At 37.4% G+C, this 22,462-nt stretch carries 15 protein-coding genes; 11 read left to right on the forward strand and 4 right to left on the reverse strand.

Going from position 1 to position 22,462, the window contains the following annotated elements:
• Positions 1-111 precede the first annotated feature (111 nt).
• Together EP737_RS12510 and EP737_RS12515 are read left to right on the forward strand one after the other, a co-directional pair.
• A complete protein-coding gene (locus EP737_RS12510; RefSeq protein WP_129728312.1) occupies positions 112-981 on the forward strand; it encodes a LysR family transcriptional regulator in 870 nt (289 codons plus the stop codon).
• A 362-nt stretch (positions 982-1,343) separates the two neighbouring features.
• Positions 1,344-1,490, forward strand: a complete 147-nt coding sequence (locus EP737_RS12515; RefSeq protein WP_129728313.1) for a YjcZ family sporulation protein — start codon at positions 1,344-1,346, stop codon at positions 1,488-1,490.
• Positions 1,491-2,073: 583 nt separating this feature from the next.
• Here the strand turns inward: EP737_RS12515 and EP737_RS12520 are convergent.
• A complete protein-coding gene (locus EP737_RS12520; RefSeq protein ID WP_129728314.1) occupies positions 2,074-2,496 on the reverse strand; it encodes an RrF2 family transcriptional regulator in 423 nt (140 codons plus the stop codon).
• Positions 2,497-2,714: 218 nt separating this feature from the next.
• Between EP737_RS12520 and EP737_RS12525 the strand changes: the two genes are divergently transcribed.
• The gene (locus EP737_RS12525; RefSeq protein WP_129728315.1) at positions 2,715-3,218 is read left to right on the forward strand and encodes a cysteine dioxygenase; all 504 of its coding nucleotides are present in this window, start codon (positions 2,715-2,717) and stop codon (positions 3,216-3,218) included.
• A complete protein-coding gene (locus tag EP737_RS12530) occupies positions 3,215-4,648 on the forward strand; it encodes a 4-hydroxyphenylacetate 3-hydroxylase family protein (RefSeq protein ID WP_129728316.1) in 1,434 nt (477 codons plus the stop codon). Before EP737_RS12525 ends, EP737_RS12530 begins: the two co-directional genes overlap by 4 nt.
• Positions 4,649-4,971: 323 nt before the next feature.
• On the opposite strand, the gene EP737_RS12535 is transcribed toward EP737_RS12530, so the two are convergent.
• Positions 4,972-5,967: a helix-turn-helix domain-containing protein gene (locus EP737_RS12535; RefSeq protein WP_129728317.1), complete on the reverse strand. Its 996-nt coding sequence runs from the start codon at positions 5,965-5,967 to the stop codon at positions 4,972-4,974.
• A gap of 482 nt (positions 5,968-6,449) precedes the next feature.
• Here EP737_RS12535 and EP737_RS12540 point away from each other — a divergent pair, with 482 nt between their 5' ends.
• The 4 genes from EP737_RS12540 to EP737_RS12555 all read left to right on the forward strand — a co-directional run bounded on the left by EP737_RS12540 (position 6,450) and on the right by EP737_RS12555 (position 12,694).
• Positions 6,450-7,625 carry a tyrosine-type recombinase/integrase gene (locus EP737_RS12540; protein WP_129728318.1) on the forward strand — a complete coding sequence of 392 codons (1,176 nt, stop codon included), beginning with the start codon at positions 6,450-6,452 and terminating at the stop codon, positions 7,623-7,625.
• 371 nt (positions 7,626-7,996) lie between these two features.
• Positions 7,997-9,772, forward strand: a complete 1,776-nt coding sequence (locus EP737_RS12545; RefSeq protein WP_129728319.1) for a PhoX family protein — start codon at positions 7,997-7,999, stop codon at positions 9,770-9,772.
• Between the two features lie 860 nt (positions 9,773-10,632).
• Positions 10,633-11,586 carry a sugar ABC transporter substrate-binding protein gene (locus tag EP737_RS12550; protein ID WP_129728320.1) on the forward strand — a complete coding sequence of 318 codons (954 nt, stop codon included), beginning with the start codon at positions 10,633-10,635 and terminating at the stop codon, positions 11,584-11,586.
• Between the two features lie 517 nt (positions 11,587-12,103).
• Positions 12,104-12,694 (forward strand): hypothetical protein, encoded by a 591-nt coding sequence (locus EP737_RS12555; RefSeq protein WP_129728321.1) that lies wholly within the window; start codon positions 12,104-12,106, stop codon positions 12,692-12,694.
• 479 nt (positions 12,695-13,173) lie between these two features.
• Here the strand turns inward: EP737_RS12555 and ltrA are convergent, their stop codons facing one another.
• Positions 13,174-14,991 (reverse strand): group II intron reverse transcriptase/maturase, encoded by a 1,818-nt coding sequence (gene ltrA, locus EP737_RS12565; RefSeq protein ID WP_129728322.1) that lies wholly within the window; start codon positions 14,989-14,991, stop codon positions 13,174-13,176.
• A 1,130-nt stretch (positions 14,992-16,121) separates the two neighbouring features.
• Here ltrA and EP737_RS12570 point away from each other — a divergent pair.
• From EP737_RS12570 to EP737_RS12580, 3 genes are all read left to right on the forward strand, one after another.
• The gene (locus EP737_RS12570; RefSeq protein ID WP_129728323.1) at positions 16,122-16,760 is read left to right on the forward strand and encodes a TetR/AcrR family transcriptional regulator; all 639 of its coding nucleotides are present in this window, start codon (positions 16,122-16,124) and stop codon (positions 16,758-16,760) included.
• 72 nt (positions 16,761-16,832) lie between these two features.
• Positions 16,833-20,027 (forward strand): bifunctional cytochrome P450/NADPH--P450 reductase, encoded by a 3,195-nt coding sequence (locus tag EP737_RS12575; RefSeq protein ID WP_129728324.1) that lies wholly within the window; start codon positions 16,833-16,835, stop codon positions 20,025-20,027.
• 315 nt (positions 20,028-20,342) lie between these two features.
• Positions 20,343-20,966 (forward strand): Gfo/Idh/MocA family protein, encoded by a 624-nt coding sequence (locus tag EP737_RS12580; protein WP_129728325.1) that lies wholly within the window; start codon positions 20,343-20,345, stop codon positions 20,964-20,966.
• Between the two features lie 218 nt (positions 20,967-21,184).
• Here the strand turns inward: EP737_RS12580 and EP737_RS12585 are convergent, their stop codons facing one another.
• On the reverse strand, positions 21,185-22,378 hold the full coding sequence (locus EP737_RS12585) for a hypothetical protein (protein WP_129728326.1): 1,194 nt from the start codon (positions 22,376-22,378) through the stop codon (positions 21,185-21,187).
• Positions 22,379-22,462: the final 84 nt, after the last annotated feature.

Here is a 22,462-nt window from a genome sequence, read left to right on the forward strand (position 1 = left end):
GTCCAATCCCCCTGATGTTAAATTTCTTTGATTCTATCAGACGAATTTACATTAGTAAAATTAATATTTATAATAGTTGTATTAATAAAATTAATTCAAAAGGGGATAATTATGAATCGGTATGAAGTCTTTCTAAAAGTAATGGAAAAAGGAAGTTTTACAAAGGCTGCAGATGAGCTCGATTATACACAATCAGCGGTTAGCCAAATGATCCATGCAATTGAGGAAGAGCTATCAACGACGTTAATTTTCCGCTCCCGAAAAGGAATTAGTTTGACTCCAGACGGGGAGCAAATTTTGCCATATATTCGAAACATCTGCTATGCCCATAGAGAACTAATCGAGAAAAGCAAGGAAATGCGAGGATTAGAGAACAGTAATATTCGAATCGGGACATTCTCTAGTGTGTCTAGTAATTGGTTGCCAATTTTTATGAAAGAATTTAAGAAAAGCTACTCTTCAGTCCACTTCCACCTACAGCAGGGAGAATACACGAGCATTGTTCAATACATTAAAGAAGGTAGTGTTGATTTTGGCTTTGTGAACCCAGATGCCGTCACAGACTTGGAAACCATTCCACTAACAACCGATGAGATGCTTGCTGTGTTGCCCTTTGACCATCCACTTACAAGCAGAGAATCCATTTCAGTTGATGACTTAGTGAATGAACCGTTTATTTTATTAGATGAGGGAGGACTAAGCGAACCGTTAGAAATATTTAAGCAAAAAGGATTATACCCCAATATTCAATATCATGTACATGATGATTATACGATTATGTCTATGGTAGAAAATGGATTAGGTATCTCGATTTTACCAGAGATGGTACTAAAGAAAGTAAGCTATCGGCTTGTCGCAAAACGAATTGAGCCATCTATTAGGAGGACAATTGGAATAGCCTTTAAAAACAAAAAGACATTACCAATATCAAGCAGGTACTTTATTGATTTTCTAATCAAACAGTTTCATTACAAAGGGTAGTAGGGGAGAAATGCGCTACCCTCTTAGTTGAATAACTAATAAGGCCGGCGGTTTTATTTTCCATTAATTTGTACAAGCACTCTATTAAGTTATGAATATATTGATAGTGTTTTTCACTGTACAGAATGTGTATTCATGTCTTGAGTTGAGCAAAATCACTTACACTAATTTATAAATAAAAAGAAACATAAACAAATGACCTTGATAGCATAAAAGCGCCAACCAGAGAATAGAAACGTAAAAAATGGGCGATTTCATCATTTATTCGTGATATGTACCCAAATACAACAGGGGGAAATATAATGAATTAACCTAGATGAAATTCCATAATTAACCTTTCGGAATGAAGGAGGGAAGTATATATGAGTGATGGTGGAGTTGCTGGTGGAACTGATTGTGGACATGGACATAGTAAAGGTCTTACGCTAATGCTTGTTCTCTTTATCCTACTTATTATTATCGGTGTCGGTGTGGCTTGGTTTGGCGGCCACGACGATAACAGCTTCTAGGAGCCCTGACGGCAAAACGCGGATATTATTATACATTGAGGGGATTTTTGCAATGGAAGTTCTTACTACAGTAAGAAAATGAGAAAGCAGCCCTGATTTGGGCTGCTAGTTCACGTAATCTCCGATATAGGAGGTAGACAAATCAGGTCAGTATTTTCTTAACCAAGGACTCAGGGCTTCTCATTTGTATGATACCGACTAGATTCGAATCAGCAACCTCCAGGGACGACTAGGATTTATAATAGTTGTAGTTAATTCAGTTAGTTGATATGGTGGCTCTTTTTATCAGTTTTTATATGATTTTATTGATAAAGTTGATATATTTGATGCAATTTTGCCATCCAAAGGTATTTTACTAACAAGTTCGCTACTAACATTATTTTTGTAAGTGTCTAATAGTACGTGAGTCAAATCTAGCTCTGATTCAGTGATGTTATTTTGAAGATAGCTATAGTTAACATAATAATTTTATGGTATCTAAAAATGAAGGACATTGTTGAATATAAAGTTTTAGCGACGACTTCTACTCCTTTAGCTCCTTTATCTTAATGTAAATTTTTTTAAGGGCTTGGAGAGTAGCCGCCTAATTTTTGTAGATATTTCCCTCCAATAGGTCCTTCAAGGTTGTGTGATCCAATAGGTCTGCCACTACGTCTCGAATTAGTCCCCAGAGCGGTTTTAAGACACATGCTTTCTCCTCCAACGGGCAATATTCGTAAGCAGTGACGCTTACACAGCTCATTGGTGCGAGCGGTCCTTCGAGATCACGTATCACTTTCCCAATGACAATTAAATTTGTTGGTACTTTCAATATATAGCCTCCATTAATTCCCCGTTTGCTTTTTACATACCCGTGACTTTTCAATTGCAGTAATATTTGTTCAAGGTATTGTGAAGGAACTAATGTTTCCGCAGCGATTTCTTTAACCTGAATGAGCTTGTTTTCATTTTTCCCTAACATTATAAGAGTCCTTAAAGCATATTCTCCTTTACTGGATATTTTCAAATCGTGCTCCCTCCTTAAGAAAAGGCTTTTTTACCATGCTATTTCTCTGAAAAAAATATATACATGGAGCACGTCCATTTAAATAAAAGTTAAGCACGTCCAAGCAAATTTTTCATATTCTAATCTAGAAAGTCGACTAAGTTTATCATGTTTCTCTACAATTGTTTATTTTACTGAGAATAAATAGAATTCACTAAGAAAGGAAAGGAAAGGAACAATTGGCTTTTCTAGATGAGATTAAAGAAACGTTTAATAATTTATCATCTTTTAAACATGAAAGTTTGGCTCTTACTGTTAAGAATTTAAATTTAAATATTAATCAAATTGCCCATTTTCTAAAGCAGCCCGAGAACCTTGAATACGGAAGGAATGTTATATTCAAAAATAAAAATACAGAAGTGATTGTTATTTATTTACCAGCATTGGCTAAAACATTAGTCCATGACCACGGTACTTCTATCGGGTGTATTGCCATAGTAGAAGGGGAGTTGTTAAACGTAGTGTATAAGAAAAAGGAAAATAAATCTTATCCTATATATGAAGAAATACAAAAATATTCAAGAGGTGATGTCTTTCATGTGAATGGCGATACCATCCATATGATGCTTAATCCGACATTTTCACCCGTTGTTACATTTCATGTATATTCTTCACCATTAAATGGAGGACAACTTTACATTCCGAGTACAAACATTGAGGAAGATTGGAAGGGGAAAACATGACAAGTATCAAAGAACAATTTATTCAAAGCTTACAGGACGGAAGAAATGTCTGGTTGGATGGAAAAATTGTTGATGTGTCAAAAAATCAAAACTTTACAGGTACTTTATCGACCATTTCCAGCTTATTTGACATGTTTGAAGATCCGGATATAAGGGACTCCATTGGATATATTAGTCCCAAAACACATGAATATGTCCATACGGCATTTTTGATTCCTCACTCTTATGAGGATTTAATGAAAAGAAGGAGAGCCTTTGAAGTATGGAGCCAAGCAACAGACGGTGTTATGAGCCGTTTATCTGATTATGCGAGATCCAGGTTGACGGGATGGTATGCTTCGAGAGAAGAGTATAAACGATTTGATCAACACTTCCCCGGAAAAATAAGAACCTACTATGAAGAAGCAAGAGATCGCCATCTTTTTTTAAGCGTTGTGCAGCGGGATCCCCAAATTAATCGTTCTATTCAACCTGTCCCAGAAGTAAAAAATTTAGGCTTATTAAGAATTACAAAAAAGACAGAAGATGGTGTATTTGTAAACGGGGCCAAGATGGTTGGAACCGCAGCTCCATATAGCAATGACTTGATTATTTATCCGCTTGGAATGTTAAAAGAAGAGCAGAAGCCCCTAGCCCACATGCTTATTGTCGCAGCAAACTCTCCAGGCTTGCACCTAGTTTGCCGTGAATCCTTTGCCTCAGAGCCTTCAAAAAAAGCAGATTCCCCACTCAGTTCCCAGTATGATGAGATGGATGCGTTATTAATTTTCGATAATGTTTTTGTTCCGTGGGAACGTGTTTTACTTCATGATAACCCAGAAGCAATATGGCAAATCAAATCCGATTCCGTATCGAATAGCTTAGCGTATCACCAGGCTATTGTCCGGTTGGGAACAAAATTGGAATTTGTGGCGGCTCTTGCATATGAAATTGCGGATGCTATAGGAGCCAATACTTATCTGCATGTTCAGGAAAAGATCGGAGAATTGATCATGCAGGTTAAAACAATCAATGGTTTACTAATAGCTTCCGAGTTTCAAGGAAAAGTCGACCAATATGGAACCTTTACCCCGGACTTTACTTATATTGAAACAGCAAGAAACCTAGGGGCCAAATATTATCCACGTGCGCTAGAAATATTACAGCTTATAGGAGCTGGAGGATTTATTCAATTACCTTCAAGTGTTCATGATTTCCAGGGTCCGTTGTCCCCGCTTTTGAAGGAATATTTTAAGGGCGCTGCTATAGAAGCCGAAAAAAGGACAAAACTATTTAAACTAGCCTGGGACTTGATTGGAAGTCCATTAGGGTCCAGACATGAATTATATGAGCGTTTCTATGCAGGAGACCCAATTCGTAATACGGCAAATCAGTATAATAACTTTGATAAAACTAGACTTAAGCAGATGGTGGAAAAGTATATTAATTAACCTATAACTGACTTGTACCCAAATACAACAGGGGGAAATATAATGAAGTAACCTAGATAAAGTTCCATAATTAACTTTTCGAAATGAAAGAAGAAAGTATATGAGTGATGGTGGAGTTACTTGTGGAACTGATTGTGGACATGGATATAGTAAAGGTTTTACGGTATCGGTGTGGCTTGGTTTAGTGGCCACGACGATAACAGCTTCTAGGAGCCCTGACGGCAAAACGCGGATATTATACATTGAGGGGATTTTTGGAATGGAAGCTCTTACTACAGTAAGAAAATGAGAAAACAGCCCAAATCAGGGCTGCTAGTGTACTCTTATTTATTAATATTTATATACTCTCTTACAGCATTCAACAAAAATTCCTCTAATCCCACACCTTGCTCCTTAGCAAGCATCTTTACCTGATCCTTAAATTGTTTATCTACATAGAAAGAAAGAGTTTCAATTTTACTATCCAATAATACTCCATTATGGCGCACAGCTATTTCCCCATCCACAACATGCCGATGCATATACCTAATCTCTTCCTGATATTGCAGCGGATTGATTTCTAACAAAAATGGTTTTACTTCTATTTTAATATTATCCCCATTTACCTCCATTCGAATATTCGCTGCCCCTTGATATTGATAAAGCCACTCGATCATAGTATACGTCGGGGATTGAAGAAAAGCCGGTTTTTTAAAGAGAAACGAAACATACCCACGCTTCGTATTATAAGAACCACGTTCAATTACAACCTTAGGTTTATATCCACGAGTTTTCAGTTCATGCAGTGGAAATACTTCTTCTTGCTCTGTTAATACCTTTCCTTCTCCCTCTACAGAGATAATACGTGCTAATTTGTTGTCAAAATTTACAAATGGCTGAAACAAGTACACTTCTGTGTCATCCACATTTGCGATGAATGTTTTTCGCTCATATATATAGGAAGAAATCGGATTATTATCTATGAAACGCTCTAATTCCTCTTCTTGAATGAAATACGTATCTCTTCCTCTATATTTCTGTAATTCTGCCTGCAGTGTTCCTTTTTGGATATGCTTAATAATAGTAGAAGGGGCTACATCTAAAATCTTGGCTGCTTCTTTAGTAGTCAATCCAGGTTTTTGCTGCTGCTCAAGGAGTTGCTCTACATCCTTCTTATAAAAAATTTTCGTACCATCTTGCTGCCAAGAATCCGGATATAAAGATGCAAGCATTCCATTTTTTTCATACCGGAGAATCGTACTTTCCTTTACCCCTAACAATTGTGCTGCCTGTTTGGTTGTCACGGTTTCCTCTTGAATAAATAATAAATTCTCACTCATTTTTTAGATCCTCCTAGCATTCTATCTATTCGGTTATATATTTTCTCAAACTATGTAATATTCAATATCTGACTTTATAAATAAAAGATGTATAAAAGAAAAGAAGCATGTATAGTTCTAATTCTAGTATATCACGCACTAACTTACACTTACACTTATTTATTACAAGTAAGCTATTAGATAATGTATCATTCATTTCTTTTTATTTATTAATGAAAAGTTATTTTTAATTTAAAGATAAAAGTTAAATAAGTAATAAATTGCATATTGATAACAAGATAATTACTTGTAACAAATAAAAGAAATACAAGATATTTATAAAATACTTAATAAGTAGGTTATATCAGTAAGAATAGACCATTCTTATAGGAAGACTTATGTAATTAAATATTTATAGTAATAATAAGGGTTTTATAGGTATGTTATAATTAACATATCTATGAAAAGTCATAAAAGATAAACAAATAGAAAGAAGGGCTTATATGGATAAATTAGATATAACAAATATTAATGATCTAATCAATCAGAACCTTATACATAACCATCTCATACAAAACAATATCCATGATGCAATAAACATTTTAATAGATAACAAATACATCCATACAATGAATATAAAGATAGAATTAGCGGAAAAAGAGGGAAGAAAGAAATATGAGTATCTAAGTGATATGGAAGTGATCTATTACTATGTACACTTTGAACGAGATATGGATGAGAAGAAGAATCGAAAAAGAGACACAAAACAAATCTATCTAAAAGAGCTACTAACATTTTGTCAGACGCTCATCAAGGATGCAGATGTATTTGATATAAGGGGAGAGGAGGTTGAGAAGAAAGGGTCACTTCTTCAAGTATTAGCCCCTTGGAATATCCGGCGTTATAATGATTGGTTAAAGACAGCAAAGTTAGGAAGAGGAGGAAAGCCATACTCAGTGGCAACATTAGCTAAAAAAGTAACAATCATTCGCTCCTTTTTAAAACATTTATATACCATGTCTTATATTGAGGCACCCTTACATGAGGAGTTACAAAAAGCAAATGTGCGGAGTGAAGATCGGCCCAATCGAGATCTCTCATATGGAGAAGTGATGCAAATTCTAGAGTATTATCGACAAGAGCGAGATATCTTCAGCTATACAATTTTACTTGCTTTAGCCAGTACAGGGGCACGTATTCAAGAATTATGTCAGGCCAGAGTAAAAGACTTGTTTTATGCAGAGGGGAAATACTGGTTACGTGTAACTGGGAAACGTGATAAACAGAGGGATTTGTTTATTTCAGATTATCTTTTTCAATGCATATGTGAATTTCGAAAAAGAAGAGGATATGAAACGGATATTAAAACAGGAGATATAATGCCATTGCTCCTGAATCGAAATGGAAAAATATATAATTTTCGAATACTCTCCAATCAAGTAACGGAGATGGTAGCAAAAACAGGATTAGAATTCTTAAAATATCGAGAGAATCCTGTAACAGCCCATACATTTCGGCATGCATTCGCAATTATGTCCGTAGAAGAAGGGAATGCAGATTTGTATCATTTAATGCACACCTTGGGACATGAAAGTATAAAAACAAGTCAAATTTATTTAGAGAAGTATATGAAACGTAAGAATAATGTGGGTGTGGGATTTGCTGATAAGCTTAAATAATGAAGTTGTTTTCCTATACTGAAATGTTTCCACACTCGGCGCATGTGGAATCCTGTTCACTACTTATTAGAGTAAGTTAATTAAAGATGTAACAGTAGCATAAAGGTCCCATTCTGAGGGACCTTTATTTAAATAGGGAATCCTTGCATCAATGGCAAATCAATTGGTAGTTCAATTCTATGAATTGGATTGCTTTTTTTGTTTGTACGCCAAGCATGTCTGTATATATGGTGTGTGTAATGTAAATTACAAAAAGTTTTATGAAACATTTACATTATGTTTATCATTATATAACAGGTGATTAATACTAGTCTTCTAAAATTGGAGGGAAGCAAATGATTGGAAAAACTATAAACTAGGAGTGAAGAGAATTGAAAAAGTACCTTATACCTACACTGGCAGCATCTTTTTTACTTTCTTCCGTCGGTTCCATTTTAGCTGCACCTGCTCAACCACAGAAAATCAAATCGGTAGAATTCATTGGAATGGATGCACCAAAAACGGATGATGAGAAAAATAACCTGATGTATTCAAAGGCTTCTGTAGAAGTTACATATGTTAATGGAAGCAAGAAAACACTTCCTCTAAGCTATGAAACATTGTTCAGGCCTGGTGATGTCATCAATGGTAACACAGCCGGTGTCACGATAAATGCAAAGGGTCAAATTATGACTAAGGCAGATGGTACACCGTATACATCAACTGCACCTGACATGAATAGTTTAATGAAGGTACCTGGGTTACCAGCAAACACGTATTATTTAATCAGCCACTATGAATCAATGCCTAAAAACCAGAATGGGCTTGAAAACCCGGGAACGATGAGTCTAAGTACTGTAAAAATGGATCCGGAAACGGGCGAACTTACAGTTGTTGATATTAAACCAATTGATTTTTCTTCCGTTCACGGCATTTGGAAACCTTGTGCCGGATTGTTGACTCCTTGGAATACGCATCTTGGTTCCGAAGAGACCGATCCGGATGCAAGGGCACATGAAGCGAATCCGAAAACATCATCGGTAACCAAGTATATGCAAAACTATTATAACGATCCAACCATTGTAGGTAATCCTTATTATTATGGCCATGTCCCAGAAGTTACTGTAAATGCAAATGGGGATACAAGTGTTGTAAAGCATTACAGCATGGGTCGTATGGCATTTGAGCGGGTGAAGGTGATGCCTGATAATCGAACGGTGATTTATGGCATTGACAGCAATCCGGGCGGATTCTTTATGTATGTGGCTGACAAGGAAAAAGATTTATCAGCCGGTACACTATATGCTGCAAAGTGGATTCAGACTGGTACAGACAATGGCGGCTCGGCAAATCTTGAATGGATTAAGCTTGGTCATGCAACAGATGCAGAAATTCAAAAAATGGCTGATACCCTTAAATTCAGTGATATTTTCGACGTGACTGATGATGCAGTTAAAGGACAAGCAGAAGGGTACACACCAGTCAAAACACCTGCTAACGGCAAAAAAGTGGAATGGTTGAAAGTGAAGCCGGGAATGGAAAAAGCGGCTGCTTTCTTAGAAACACACCGCTATGCGGCTTACGTTGGTGCAACAGTAGAATTTAATAAGATGGAAGGTCTCGATTTCAACGAAAAAGACAATAAGGCATACGTGGCCATCTCCTATCAGGAAAACACAATGCTTGCTGAACCGACCGCACCTGCTGATGATATTCAATTACCGAAAATCAGTGCAGGCGGAGTATATGAGATTTCCTTCAAACCAAATCGTAAAACAAATGATGGCGGAAAAATTGACAGTCATTATGTGCCTGTAAGTATGGCAGGTCTTGTAATGGGTGAGGACTTAGTTACTCCAGATCAAGATGGGAATACAGCTAACGTAGACAAGATTGCCAACCCGGATAACATTGTCTATTCTCAAGAAATGAGAACTTTATTTATTGCTGAAGATTCTGATCATCATGAAAATAATTATACCTGGGCTTACAATGTAGATACCAAGAAGCTTTCCCGAATTCTTTCCGTTCCAGGCGGCGGGGAATCCACTGGATTACAAATGGTCGAAAATCTGGATGGTCATACTTATCTCATGAACAGTTCACAAAACCCGGGATATGTAGGGTACATCGCTGGGCTTCCATCTTTGGATGTAGACAATAAGTAAAAAAACGCTAAATAAGTATATATTTTGAGCAGTCTTGTAATTGTAAGCAAGACTGCTCCTTTTTTTATAGGGATGAAAACCTTAGGCTAGGCCTAGGGTTTCAAAAAGCTTTCAACGTGGTTTTACGTCAAAAAACAATAATAGCTTAGCAACTTGGAATTGTTTATTTACGAAATAAGGGTAAGTACCCAATAGGGGATTTCCTTATTTGAATAGTTGTATTTTATTAGATTATAATTAATTAAACAAGAAGATTGTGAATACTTTCACTAATGGGGTTTTAATGCCAAAAGCATCAATCCTAAATAAACAGATTATAAACAATAATTAATTTATAAATTATTCCCACCAACATCTCATGTGTTGCCGCACCCTGGACATGTGGAGTGCTGTTCGCTGCTTGTAAGAAAAGATTAATAAGGGATGTAATAGTGAGTAAGGAGGCTTTCCATTCAAGTGAGTGCGATTTGTGATGTGAATCAAGAACTTTTAAACAAAATTGGTAAGCAGGAAGGAATTAGCTAGAAGAGGATGTCTCAAAAGGTAGCGCTATGATCTACCTTTTGAGATATCCTCTTTACGTTTAGGAGATTTGTAAAAAGTTAATGTTTTTAAAATTTTAGCTTGTCCGAAAACGCTTCCTGTTGATAAAGTCATAGGAAGGTATTGAAGAAACATTTCTGCCCGAACTGAGGTTGCATCCACACATAAATTGTCGGAAGTAGTATCATAACCACAGTTGAAAGGGATATCGAGATTCTATACTTCTAAAAAATCATATTTGCATCTGAATCTGCTTGTCCTCAACGTGATAAAATCGAAAAAATTTAATGATATCCCTTTTAGGAGGAAAATAAATAATGAAAAAGAAATGGGTCATCCTATTAATTAGCTCGATTCTTCTAGCTACTGTAATAGGATGTATAGTCAAATTCCTTAAAAAAGACAATCGACCTAAAGTGGTTGTTGTTTTACAAGACCTAGATACACAGTATTGGAATATTGTGAAAGCAGGAGCGGAAAAGGGATTTCAAGAGTTTGATATAGATGGTAAAGTTGTGGCACCTGGTTTCAAATCAGAAAAAGATGTACAAGAGTATGTTTTAAAAAATGTTCTTAAAGAACAGCCGGATGCATTAATTGTCTCTCCATTCCAATCACCTGCAGTCATGTCTGCCTTAAAGAAATTTGCTCAACATAAGATTCCCGTATTACTAGTAGATACAGATATTCCTTTGGAACATAAAACTGCTTATATTGGTACCAATAACCTTGAATTAGGCAAAAAGGCAGGGGAACTATTAGCTTCAGGGCTGCAGCCTGGAGACGAAGTGGCCCTTATTGGCGGGTCTTTAAACGGTCCAGTTTCAGTTGAACGGATACAGGGAGCTACATCTAGTTTAGAAGATGCAGGAATTAAAATTGTAGCAAAACAAGTGGATTTACCAAATGAAGCTTTGCCGGCTAGGAAAGCAATGACAACAATTTTACAGAATTATCCTGATGTAAAAGGTATCTTTGCTACAAGTGACATTCTGGCGCTAAGTGCTGTAAAGGTAATTAAGGAGCAAGGATATAAAATACCAGTCATCGGAGCAGATGGAATTATTAAAATGAATGAGTTAATAAAAGATGGAACATTACCTGGTACAGTAGCACAAAACCCTTATGATATGGGGTATATAAGTGTTGAAACTGCACGGAAAGTGCTAGAGGGAGAACAATTTAGAAAAAGTGTTGATACTGGTGTAGATCTTATTACCAAAGATAATGTGAAGCAGAAACTGGATTTCCTGAAAGAATTGTTGAAGTGAAGTATCGCCATTGGGCATTCATTAATACAGTTATGAGGTTTTTATTGGAAGTAACTAGGTTAGATCAGGAAGTAACACATAAGGGGTGTATATCGCGAAAACCGGGATGTGATAGCTTCGCAATTCAGCTATGACACTTGTTTAAAAACCGTAAGTCCCAGTAGGGTAAACCCTGTTGGGACCTTTTTGTTTTCATGATTTGGTAATAACAGTTATCGTATCGAACATACAATAGGGTGTATTTCATATTTGTGCTACCAAAATTGTACTAACGATACCAAGGTAATGTTTGCTTCCATCACATTTACGAAGTGTCAAAGACAGGTGGATGTTTTTAGCCATTATTTACAAGAAGCCGTATCCCTCTTTTCTAGCCCTTCTCTTTACATGGATTTGTTTATAAAAAAGTTTTAGCGCTATGCATTTCTATATTCCATTTTTATTACCTCTCTTTATATAAACAAAAAACAGCAATTGAGAAGAGGATACGGAAGCTTGTTTATTCAGGGGGGAGTCGATGTTATTAATTATAAGTATATTAATAGTATTAGGTTATACTGCTTACTTGATTTGCAAAATTTATTTCAATACAGATAAATTAATAGGAACGACAGGGATGATTATAGTGATGTCATTGGGAATGGTGTCTAGTTTGGTTATTGGATTAATCTCTGGCATTGTTTATAACAATAATTTAACTACTTCAACGATGATTGCAATCATTTCAAGTTTGATTGTTGGATACTTTTTAGGCAACAAGTTAGGCTTATTGGTTACAATTGAAGGAATGGCAGCTTCACTTATGGGTAGCATGATGGGAGCAATGCTGGGAGTAATGTTGCCTTCAGGGAAATATCAGATAATGTTAGTATTTATGGATTTCCTATATATTATTGTTGCATCTTTAATCTTTCTTCTAATTAGTAATATTGTAAGAAAAAGTAGTGATAAAGCTCCGACTATTATTAATTCTTACACTTTAATATCCATAATGGTTATTTTATCAGTTATTGTATTGATAGCTGCTTTTTATAATGGTAATTATTTCAAAAAACAGATTAATGATCGCCCTGTGGAAAGCAAAATGTATGAGCATTCTCATCATTAAAAGGACAATAGCTTAATTTTATTCAAAAAAAGAAGCTAAATCAGATGACTATACTGTACTCGTTAACCATAAACATATGAACTCATTTAAAATTTTCACCTCTATGTAAAATTGTATCATAAAGGGAAGTTATAGATATATAGATTTTGAGCAATGTTTTGATACGAAGTAAAAGTTATTAAATCGTTACAAATTTGCTTAAAATAAAAAATCTCAAAAACAATCGTTTTTGAGATTCATAACACAGATAAAATGTCACCCTTAAACTTACTTTAATGTGGCTTTTTATTTCGAGAGTCGAATATTCAAGAAACGCGCCCGATTGTTGAAGATCGTTATTATAGTGATAGGTAAGCTTTTGAAGTTATCGCCAGCTTTTCCCTCACCTCACACCGTACGGGCGAGTTTCCTCGCATACGGCGTTCCAACTAATCCAATTCATTCAATATTTTTATGTGTATGCAAGATGAAATGTAGAATCAGATTGCTTCGTTCAGACATTGCTCACGCAATTTATTGACCTCTTCGAGTTGCTTTTTATTTAACTTGAGTACACTTAAAAGCACTTGTATTTTCTCTTGATTACTCATATGAATGAGGTGGTGAACAGATTCGTGCAATATCATTAAATTCCCGTATGAATCATCTTTTGTGAGATGGTACGGTGTTTTATGATGACAATGCCAATCGTTCGGTCCTAATTCAATTCCTGTGACGGCACATTTCCCGTATTGTGCGATAAACCGGCTAATCCGATTATCATTGTATTCGATGGAACGGCTCGGTATAAATTGTTTCATCACATAGGTGAGTGTGTGTTTATTAATTGCCCGCAAGTTTTGATGAATTTTATCTCTACCTGCGGTAGTATAATTACAGATTGTTTGAGAGAAATTTAGATTTACCTTACATCGTTGGGCATGGATTGGAACAAGCACTATTTCTTTTATTTTATAGAGCTTACATTCATATCCTTTATACCGTTTCTGTAAGGATTTTGTGAGGTCTTGAAACGTTGCCTCTTTTCTCATTTCTTTTAAACGATTATATAATGCTTTATTAAGACGATTGTTCAACTCATTTAAGTCTTTCGTGATGTGTGACGCTGCGGAATAATAATTTTGAATCCCCATTATAACCGTATTAAAACGCCAAACATTCTCAGCTGATTGATGTTTCTGAATGGCTTTGATTGCTTGTTTTAATTTTATCTGTGCATTTTTGAGAGCTTTCTTTGTCATGTGTGAGCGGGCAACATAGAGAATTCTTTTATTCGTCCTTTTCCGATGTGCTTTAAGACGGTATCCTAAAAACTCTGATGAGTTTTTCTTTAGATTTACCACTTTTGATTTTTCTTCACTAATCTCAAGATGTAACCTTTTTTGAAGGAAATCCTTGATTGCATAATACATTTTAATCGCTTGTGAACGAGTACGACAAAGAATTTTGAAGTCGTCCGCATATCTCACAATATAGCAGTGTTTTAATTTGGTTTGTTTCAAGGCGTTATATCTGCCACTATGTGATTGGTAGGATTTCTTTGTATCAAGACTTTCCCATTGATTACTGACCCACCAATCTAATTCGTTTAGTACGATGTTAGATAATAGAGGTGATAAAATACAACCTTGCGGTGTACCTTTCGTTGGGAAGCCTTCTCCAATGATTTCAGCTTTTAAAAGACGCGAAATAATAGACAACAGTGCTTTATCTCGAATGCCTAATGACCACATTTGTTTTAACAATTTAGCATGGTCCACATTGTCGAAAAATCCTTTTATGTCAACATCTACACAATGATATAAGCATGCCCTGTTAATGAGCGTTTCAAATCTAGCTTTCGCATGATGTGTATTGCGATTCGGTCTAAAACCATAGCTATGTTTATAAAATCTTGCTTCACAAATCGGTTCAAGCACTTGTAAGATACACTGTTGGAACAGCCTATCCCAAATAGTCGGAATCCCTAAGGGACGTGTTTTTCCATTTGCCTTAGGAATAAAGACCCGCCGAACGGCTTGGGGTGTGTAGTGTTCAAACATTCGTTGTATCGTCGATATGACCTCTGATACAGATAGTCGCTTTATATCTTCAATCGTTAATCCATCATATCCAGCCGTTTTACTACCAGTATTTCGTTTAATATTGCGATAAGCTAACCGAATATTTTCATCGGATTGTATTAAATCGAGTAAACCATAAAAATTTTGACCATTAGCACTTCGAGCATATAAGGAATCCAAATGACTTTGCATATCATAATACTCGTTGTGTCTCAGTTTCTTTCGTTTTAACAAGTCGGTGGCTCCTTTCGGAGCTGAACCTCTATTAGTCTTACAAGAACCTTATTAATCGTTTAAGAACTGTCTTGCATGGTTGAATGAGTCTTTTATTAGTCTAGTGGCTATCCCTCCACGTTCATTACACGCTTCATTGGTACTGTACCACCACTTTCACTGATATGAAGAAAAGTTATACAGTCGCTATTCTCACGCCTATTTTCCTTTCCAACGCCTCATTGAGAGTAAGCTCTCCGCGTTATCAGCTTACAACGTTGAGTTACATCTATTATGGAACAAACTTAGGTGCTTCCTATGAGCCTGTTAGCCTTGCATGTGCCTGTAACACAAGATGGATTTTCATATTCTTCATTCTTACTCATCCACAGCTAACCCTACATTTAGTAGTAAATACATTTCTATATAACGCGCGTCTAGACCCGTACATTCAGAAGTTCGTCAGCAATACAGCATCTTATTGTATTTACATTGCATTCTCACCATATCTGTTCAACCCAAGCACCATGATTTACACCACCCCATCGGGTAGGCTTTCGTCAGCCGGACTGTTACGGTAAATTCTCATGCCTATTAGCCGAGCTTATAACACACTTTTTCTTACTAAACAGCGTGCTATTCGACGCAGGGGGAGCCTTTCAGAGCGTTACCTCCTCATTCGACTCCTCGACATAACCCTTCAGTTTTAGAAATCTAAAACTGCCTGACCTTTACCAAAATTGTGTGTCCACATTTCATTTGAGCCAGGAACATTTCGCACAAAGTAAAGCACCCGTTCAGTTCACGCGGAAACATAGCTCCACTGCTTGCAAGTTGTAATACTAGAAGGACCATCGTGAGGAATCGGCTTGGATTGCCCAATCCTATACCCAGCATCATAATCATGAGCATATAGGGAAAGGATAAGGACGGAAGTAAGATGAATAATTCCATATGATTAACTTCTAATTCCAATCCTTTTACATCAATATGTCCATGATTTCATACCATCTACCTCCTCTTTTACTTTCGGTTTGATTCGTTTATAAAGATGGAACTTTCGTATTTCTCTTGACTTTATTAATCATTTGATTAATAATAAACATAATATTAATTAATCGATTGATTAATTATAGAAAGGAACTTCTATTATGAATAATGCTGATATTAAAAAAGCACCCGGAAGACCTGTCAAAGATAAAGAAGTGGCAAAAATGGAGCTTTTAGACTCTGCTACTAAGCTTTTTTCCACAAAGGGATTTGAGGAAACGAGTCTTCGCGAAATTGCCCTGGATGCTAATGTAAATATGGCTCTTGTAAAGTACCATTTTGGCTCAAAATTAGACTTATGGAAAGAAGTGATATCAAAACTCTCCCATAAGGTGCTGCAAACCAATGATTTCACTTTAGAGGATGTAAATGATGCTTCTGATATGAGAGTCTTATTAGTCGAATTGTTTGACAAGCTGGTTGACATGAGTTTTCAACATCGAGAATTCAGTTTGTTTATCATTAACGAAACCGTTCAACAAGGTGAAAGATTTGACCATTTATTTGCTAGATTAATCAAGCCTTTTCACGAACAAAATTATCCTTTTATTGTAAAAGGGATTGAATTAGGTGTTCTCGCGGACCAGCATCCGGAGGAACTCATTGTCATGTTGTTGTCATCCGTTGCATACCAGCAGGCCACCCCTCATGTTATGAGAAATTTCACGGATATAACAAAAGATGAAGAGAAATGGAAACAAGTGATTAAGCACAGCTTAAAAGTAAACTTTATCAAGTAATACCGATAGTCAGAGGTTTTCAAATAAAGATAATTAATAAAAACAACATACTTTTTTGAAAGGGTGGTTTTAATGGAAAAATTGACTGCTATCCCTCAACCGAAAACCTATGGCCCGCTTGGTAATATTCCATTAATCGATAGAGATAAACCGATTTTATCGTTTGTCAAACTAGCAGAAGAGTACGGTCCCATTTTTCGACTTCAAACTCCAGGAGGTACCGCCATTATTGTTTCTGGACATGAACTGGTAGCAGAAGTCTGTGACCAGTCACGGTTCGATAAAAGTGTAGAAGGTGCTTTAGCAAAGGTTCGTCCCTTTGGTGGAGACGGGTTATTTACAAGCGGGACCCACGAGCCTAACTGGAGAAAAGCCCATAATATTCTGATGCCTACATTCAGCCAGCGGGCAATGAAGGATTACCATGCCATGATGATCGATATTGCCGTACAGCTCGTTCAAAAATGGGCACGGCTTAATCCGAATGAAGAGGTGGATGTCCCGGAGGATATGACCCGTCTTACATTGGACACGATTGGTCTATGCGGTTTTAATTACCGATTTAACAGTTATTATCGTGAGACTCCTCATCCTTTTATCGTCAGCATGGTCCGTGCTCTAGATGAAGCGATGCATCAATTACAGCGACTGGATATACAGGACAAACTCATGGTGAGAACGAAACGTCAATTTCAGCATGATATCCAAACCATGTTTTCTTTAGTGGATCAAATTATTGCTGAACGTAAGGCCAATGGAAACCAGGAAGAAAATGATTTGCTTTCCCGTATGTTAAATGTGAAGGATCCAGAAACAGGCGAAAAACTGGATGATGAAAATATTCGTTTCCAAATCATCACCTTTTTAATAGCCGGGCACGAGACAACAAGTGGATTGTTATCCTTTGCAATTTATTTCTTATTGAAAAATCCGGATAAATTGAGAAAAGCCTATGAAGAGGTAGATCGTGTATTAACAGGTCCCACTCCGACATATCAACAAGTTCTGCAGCTTAAGTATATCCGGATGATTTTAAATGAATCGCTGCGTCTATGGCCTACCGCACCAGCATTCAACCTTTACGCAAAAGAAGACACGGTGATTGGCGGGAAATACCCAATTAAGAAAGAAGAAGATCGCATTACCGTTCTTATTCCAAAGCTGCATCGGGATAAAGACGCATGGGGAGACAATGCGGAAGAATTTCATCCTGAACGGTTTGAAGACCCAAACAAAGTCCCTCATCATGCTTATAAGCCATTTGGAAATGGCCAACGGGCATGTATCGGTATGCAGTTTGCCCTTCATGAGGCCACTCTCGTACTGGGAATGCTTCTCCAGCATTTCGAATTGATCGATTATCAAAACTATCAGCTGGATGTCAAGCAAACATTAACGCTAAAGCCAGGTGATTTTAAGATAAGGATTCGATCCCGAAATCAAGCTGCCATCCGTCCATCTGTCCTAACACCTGTAGCGGAGACGCCGGAGAATCACAAGTTGGAACAGCAAGTTCAGAATGCAGCTTCTCTCCAAGGACTCAATAATCGTCCGCTTCTTGTTCTTTACGGTTCTGATACTGGAACTGCTGAAGGTGTAGCACGGGAACTTGCGGATACAGCGAGTTTGCATGGCGTACGGACTGAAGTATCGCCTTTAAATGACCGAATTGGTAACTTACCGAAAGAGGGGGCAGTTCTCATTGTTACTTCCTCTTATAACGGAAAGCCACCGAGCAATGCTGGACAATTCGTACAATGGCTTGAAGAACTACAACCTGGTGAGCTACAAGGTGTTCATTATGCGGTGTTTGGCTGTGGAGATCATAACTGGGCCAGTACTTATCAGCATGTCCCGAGATTCATTGATGAGCAGCTTGCCCAAAAAGGAGCAACCCGATTTTCGGCACTCGGGGAGGGCGATGCAAGCGGAGACTTTGAGGAGCAGTTTGGCCAATGGAAACGCAGCATGTGGTCGGATGCGATGAAAACTTTTGGATTAGAGCTCAATGAAAATGTAGAAAAAGAACGCAGTACCTTAAGCCTTCAGTTTATCGGTGGTCCTGGAGGGTCTCCTCTTGCTCATTCGTACGAAGCAGTGAATGCAACTATTGTGGAAAATCGCGAACTCCAATCAGCTGGCAGTGATCGGAGCACTCGGCATATCGAGGTGACCTTACCGCAAGGAGTTACTTATCACGAAGGAGACCATCTCGGAGTGCTTCCGCACAACAGTGAGGAAAATGTCAGCCGCATTCTCCGTAGGTATAATTTGAATGGAAACGATCAAGTAGTGCTGACAGCAAGTGGACGAAACGCAGCTCATCTGCCACTCGATGTGCCTGTTAGTTTACATGATCTTCTTAGCTATAGTGTGGAAGTGCAGGAAGCAGCAACCAGAGCACAAATACGGGAACTGGCGTCGTTTACGGTTTGTCCTCCGCACAAACGCGAATTAGAAGATTTAGTGGAAGAGGGAATTTACCAGGAGCAAATATTAAAGAAACGTATTTCCCTGTTAGATCTTCTCGAAAAGTACGAAGCATGTGAAATGCCGTTTGAGCGGTTTTTAGAACTTCTCCCTGCACTCAAACCACGTTACTATTCTATTTCAAGCTCACCACTCGTTGCCCAAGATCGCCTGAGTATTACAGTCGGTGTTGTAAGCGGACCTGCATGGAGTGGACGAGGCGAATATAAAGGGGTCGCTTCTAACTATTTAGCTCAACGTCACAACGAAGACAATATTGCTTGTTTTATTCGTACTCCACAATCCGGTTTTCAGTTGCCAAAAGATCCAGAAACGCCAATTATCATGGTTGGACCAGGAACTGGGATTGCACCATTTAGAGGTTTTTTACAAGCCCGCCGTGTTCAAAAACAAAAAGGGGTAAAGTTAGGAGAAGCTCATCTATATTTCGGTTGTCGTCATCCCGAACAAGATTATCTTTATCGTACAGAACTGGAAAAAGATGAAATGGATGGCTTACTATCCTTGCACACAGCTTTTTCTCGCTCAGAAGGACATCCCAAAACATATGTACAGCACTTAATGAAACAAGATGGAGCTAAATTAATTTCATTATTAGATAATGGAGCTCACCTCTATATATGCGGTGATGGAAGTCGAATGGCTCCAGATGTAGAAGATACTCTTTGTCAGGCTTACCAAGAACATCATGGGGTCAGTGAACAAGAGGCAAAAAATTGGTTGAATCAGTTACAACGTGAAGGACGATATGGAAAAGATGTTTGGGCTGGAATCTAATTTTTCTTATTAAATAAGTAATTTACTCAAAGTCCCGTATACTTTATTGAATACGGGATTTTTGTTTACTCTTCTTTAGCTAACCCCGTTACTTTAAGTACATTCCTTCACAATCTTTTCTATATAATTTAACCTAAATACACAATTTTCTTTTTTAGGGTTATTCCACAATCTGGCCCGATTGCTGAATAATTGGTATTTTCCCAGGTGACCCCTCAACCCTCGAATCGTTTCCAAACCCCTCTTTACATTTTTTTCTATCTATCATGCCGTTTTTGGACTTATCTCGGACTTACCCCTATTAAAGCTAAAGAATTGCTAGATCGAAATGAAATTGGGAAACTGTTGACCTTTCGTACATTCCTAGGTGTTGGTGATAAAGAGGAGTCCGTCAGTGAAGATTGGAAAAGTTCCATTGCCGAAGTGGGATCCCACCGAATTGACTTAATGCGCTATCTCATCGACTCGGATGTTAAAAGAGTATTCGCTCATTTAACAAATTTAAATCCAAATTTAAAAGCCTCGGGTGATGATAACGCGATGACTATTCTGGAATATCAAAACGGTGTAAGAGGTGTGCTCATTTCTAGCCGAACAAGTTATAACGGTAATGATCGCATGACTCAATTGTTTGGCACGGAAGGAGCGATTACCCTATATGGGGAAAAGCATTCTGTGATCGTGGAGAAGGAAAATGGAGAAAAAAATGTTTATACCTTTGCAAATGAACTGCCCCAATCTGTCATGGAACCAACTACTATTGTCGGAGAATTTCTTGATGCCATTGAAAATGATACAGAACCAATCATTACGGGAAAAGATGGGCTAGCGGTTATGAAGACATTGGATGCTATTTATCTTTCGAATTCCGAAGAAAGATGGGTTGATTTAGATGAAGTTGAAATAGAAACTGATCTTACTAGTCGAGAGAGAAAATGACTTGAGAATCAATGACCAAACTAAATTATTGTCATACATGATCAATCGTGTAAAAGCAGCTTATGATCAAATTCCAAGCAATCGGTTAATGATCGCACCCGGATGTGCTTTGCCAAATGGGTGTTGACATGCCTGCACCCCAATTGTTAGACAAAAAAAGCTAACGATTGGGGTGCAGTTCAGAATCAAGTTTGCCTTTTTAATGGTTACCTATCAATTTATCTATATTTCTTTAGCGGTGCAAAAAAAGCTTCAGATTTATCTAGGCTTACTTGTTCTTCCTTAATCAGATTGGTTTTTCCAGATGCGAAGTCGACAATCTTATATGTAAATACTTCGTAGTAGGTTTCAACATCAGCATTATTGTACCAGGAGATGATGAAGGTATCCTTACTGATTGGATAAATATGGTCTCCGCTGTGAGAAAAGTCGCTGGTACCATCAGAGTTTTTCACTTCCACCATTTTTCCATCATGGATATAGAATATCTTGCTACTATAAGAATTGGAGGCCTCCGTCTGATTCACAACGATTAGGTTTGGAGCATCTCCAATCACCTCACCGCTGTTCTTGTTCATGTTAAACACCCAATCTCCAATTTTAACGTCTTGAGGGATGTCGTTAATCAACAGTTTATAGCTACCCTCGCGAATAGTGTCCCCTTCCTGTGCACCTGCCCAAGACATATCTGAAAGATACGTTTTATCTTGCTCGGCCACGATTTTCACATTTGCTCTCTTCCCATTTGTATCCTTCACATTATCCCAATTATATACTTCTTTTGTGGGATCAATTTTTGATGATTGTGCGGCTGCATTTCCGGACTCTTGCAGTGATTTTAGCTGTGAAATGACCTCTCCATTTTTATCAATATATGCAAGCAAACCGATATTCTTCGCATAGTATGTACGACCCCCATCGTCTGCTTCAATCACCACAACATGTTCAAACTTCCCTGCCGGTGTTTGATAAGAGTCTAGTAGTTCAGCGATTTTATAATTGGTGCAATCCTCCGGGTCCGTACATACTTCCCATGAAGCACCAACTTTAATAGGATAAACAATCGCAGTGTAGCCTTCACTATCGACAATCCCAACAAAAAGACCTTCATTACTCTCCTGATAAATATTTTGCTGTGTACCGGATTCACCTAAGTCCATATTCCATATTTGTTCACTGCCATTATCTTTTTCAATTGTTTCAATTGAAACGTATCCATTACTATATTCATATGTATATGTTTTACTTGGATCTCGTAGGAATGATGCTTCTTTAAACGGGTCCGTCTCTTTTACTTTTGGTTTTTCAACAGTTTGTTTTTTCTCCGATGTGTTCTGAATTGTTACCTTGTTATTACAAGCTGTGAGTACCATTACTAGAATCAATAGTAATGGAAATAATCGTTTTTTCATTCTGTTACTCTCCATCCCTTTAAAAAGTTATCAAATCATCATTAAATATAGTAACAAGAATATACACTCAACGCTAGAGAAAAA

The organism is Ectobacillus funiculus (assembly GCF_004138295.1).
GTDB classification, from domain to species: Bacteria; Bacillota; Bacilli; order Bacillales; family Bacillaceae_G; genus Ectobacillus; species Ectobacillus funiculus.

Coding starts and splice junctions, on each gene's coding strand:
- EP737_RS12510 (WP_129728312.1), top strand. CDS start 112: ATGAATCGGTATGAAGTCTTTCTAAAAGTAATGGAAAAAGGAAGTTTT.
- EP737_RS12515 (WP_129728313.1), top strand. CDS start 1,344: ATGAGTGATGGTGGAGTTGCTGGTGGAACTGATTGTGGACATGGACAT.
- EP737_RS12530 (WP_129728316.1), top strand. CDS start 3,215: ATGACAAGTATCAAAGAACAATTTATTCAAAGCTTACAGGACGGAAGA.
- EP737_RS12535 (WP_129728317.1), bottom strand. CDS start 5,967: ATGAGTGAGAATTTATTATTTATTCAAGAGGAAACCGTGACAACCAAA.
- EP737_RS12540 (WP_129728318.1), top strand. CDS start 6,450: ATGGATAAATTAGATATAACAAATATTAATGATCTAATCAATCAGAAC.
- EP737_RS12550 (WP_129728320.1), top strand. CDS start 10,633: ATGAAAAAGAAATGGGTCATCCTATTAATTAGCTCGATTCTTCTAGCT.
- EP737_RS12555 (WP_129728321.1), top strand. CDS start 12,104: ATGTTATTAATTATAAGTATATTAATAGTATTAGGTTATACTGCTTAC.
- EP737_RS12570 (WP_129728323.1), top strand. CDS start 16,122: ATGAATAATGCTGATATTAAAAAAGCACCCGGAAGACCTGTCAAAGAT.
- EP737_RS12575 (WP_129728324.1), top strand. CDS start 16,833: ATGGAAAAATTGACTGCTATCCCTCAACCGAAAACCTATGGCCCGCTT.
- EP737_RS12585 (WP_129728326.1), bottom strand. CDS start 22,378: ATGAAAAAACGATTATTTCCATTACTATTGATTCTAGTAATGGTACTC.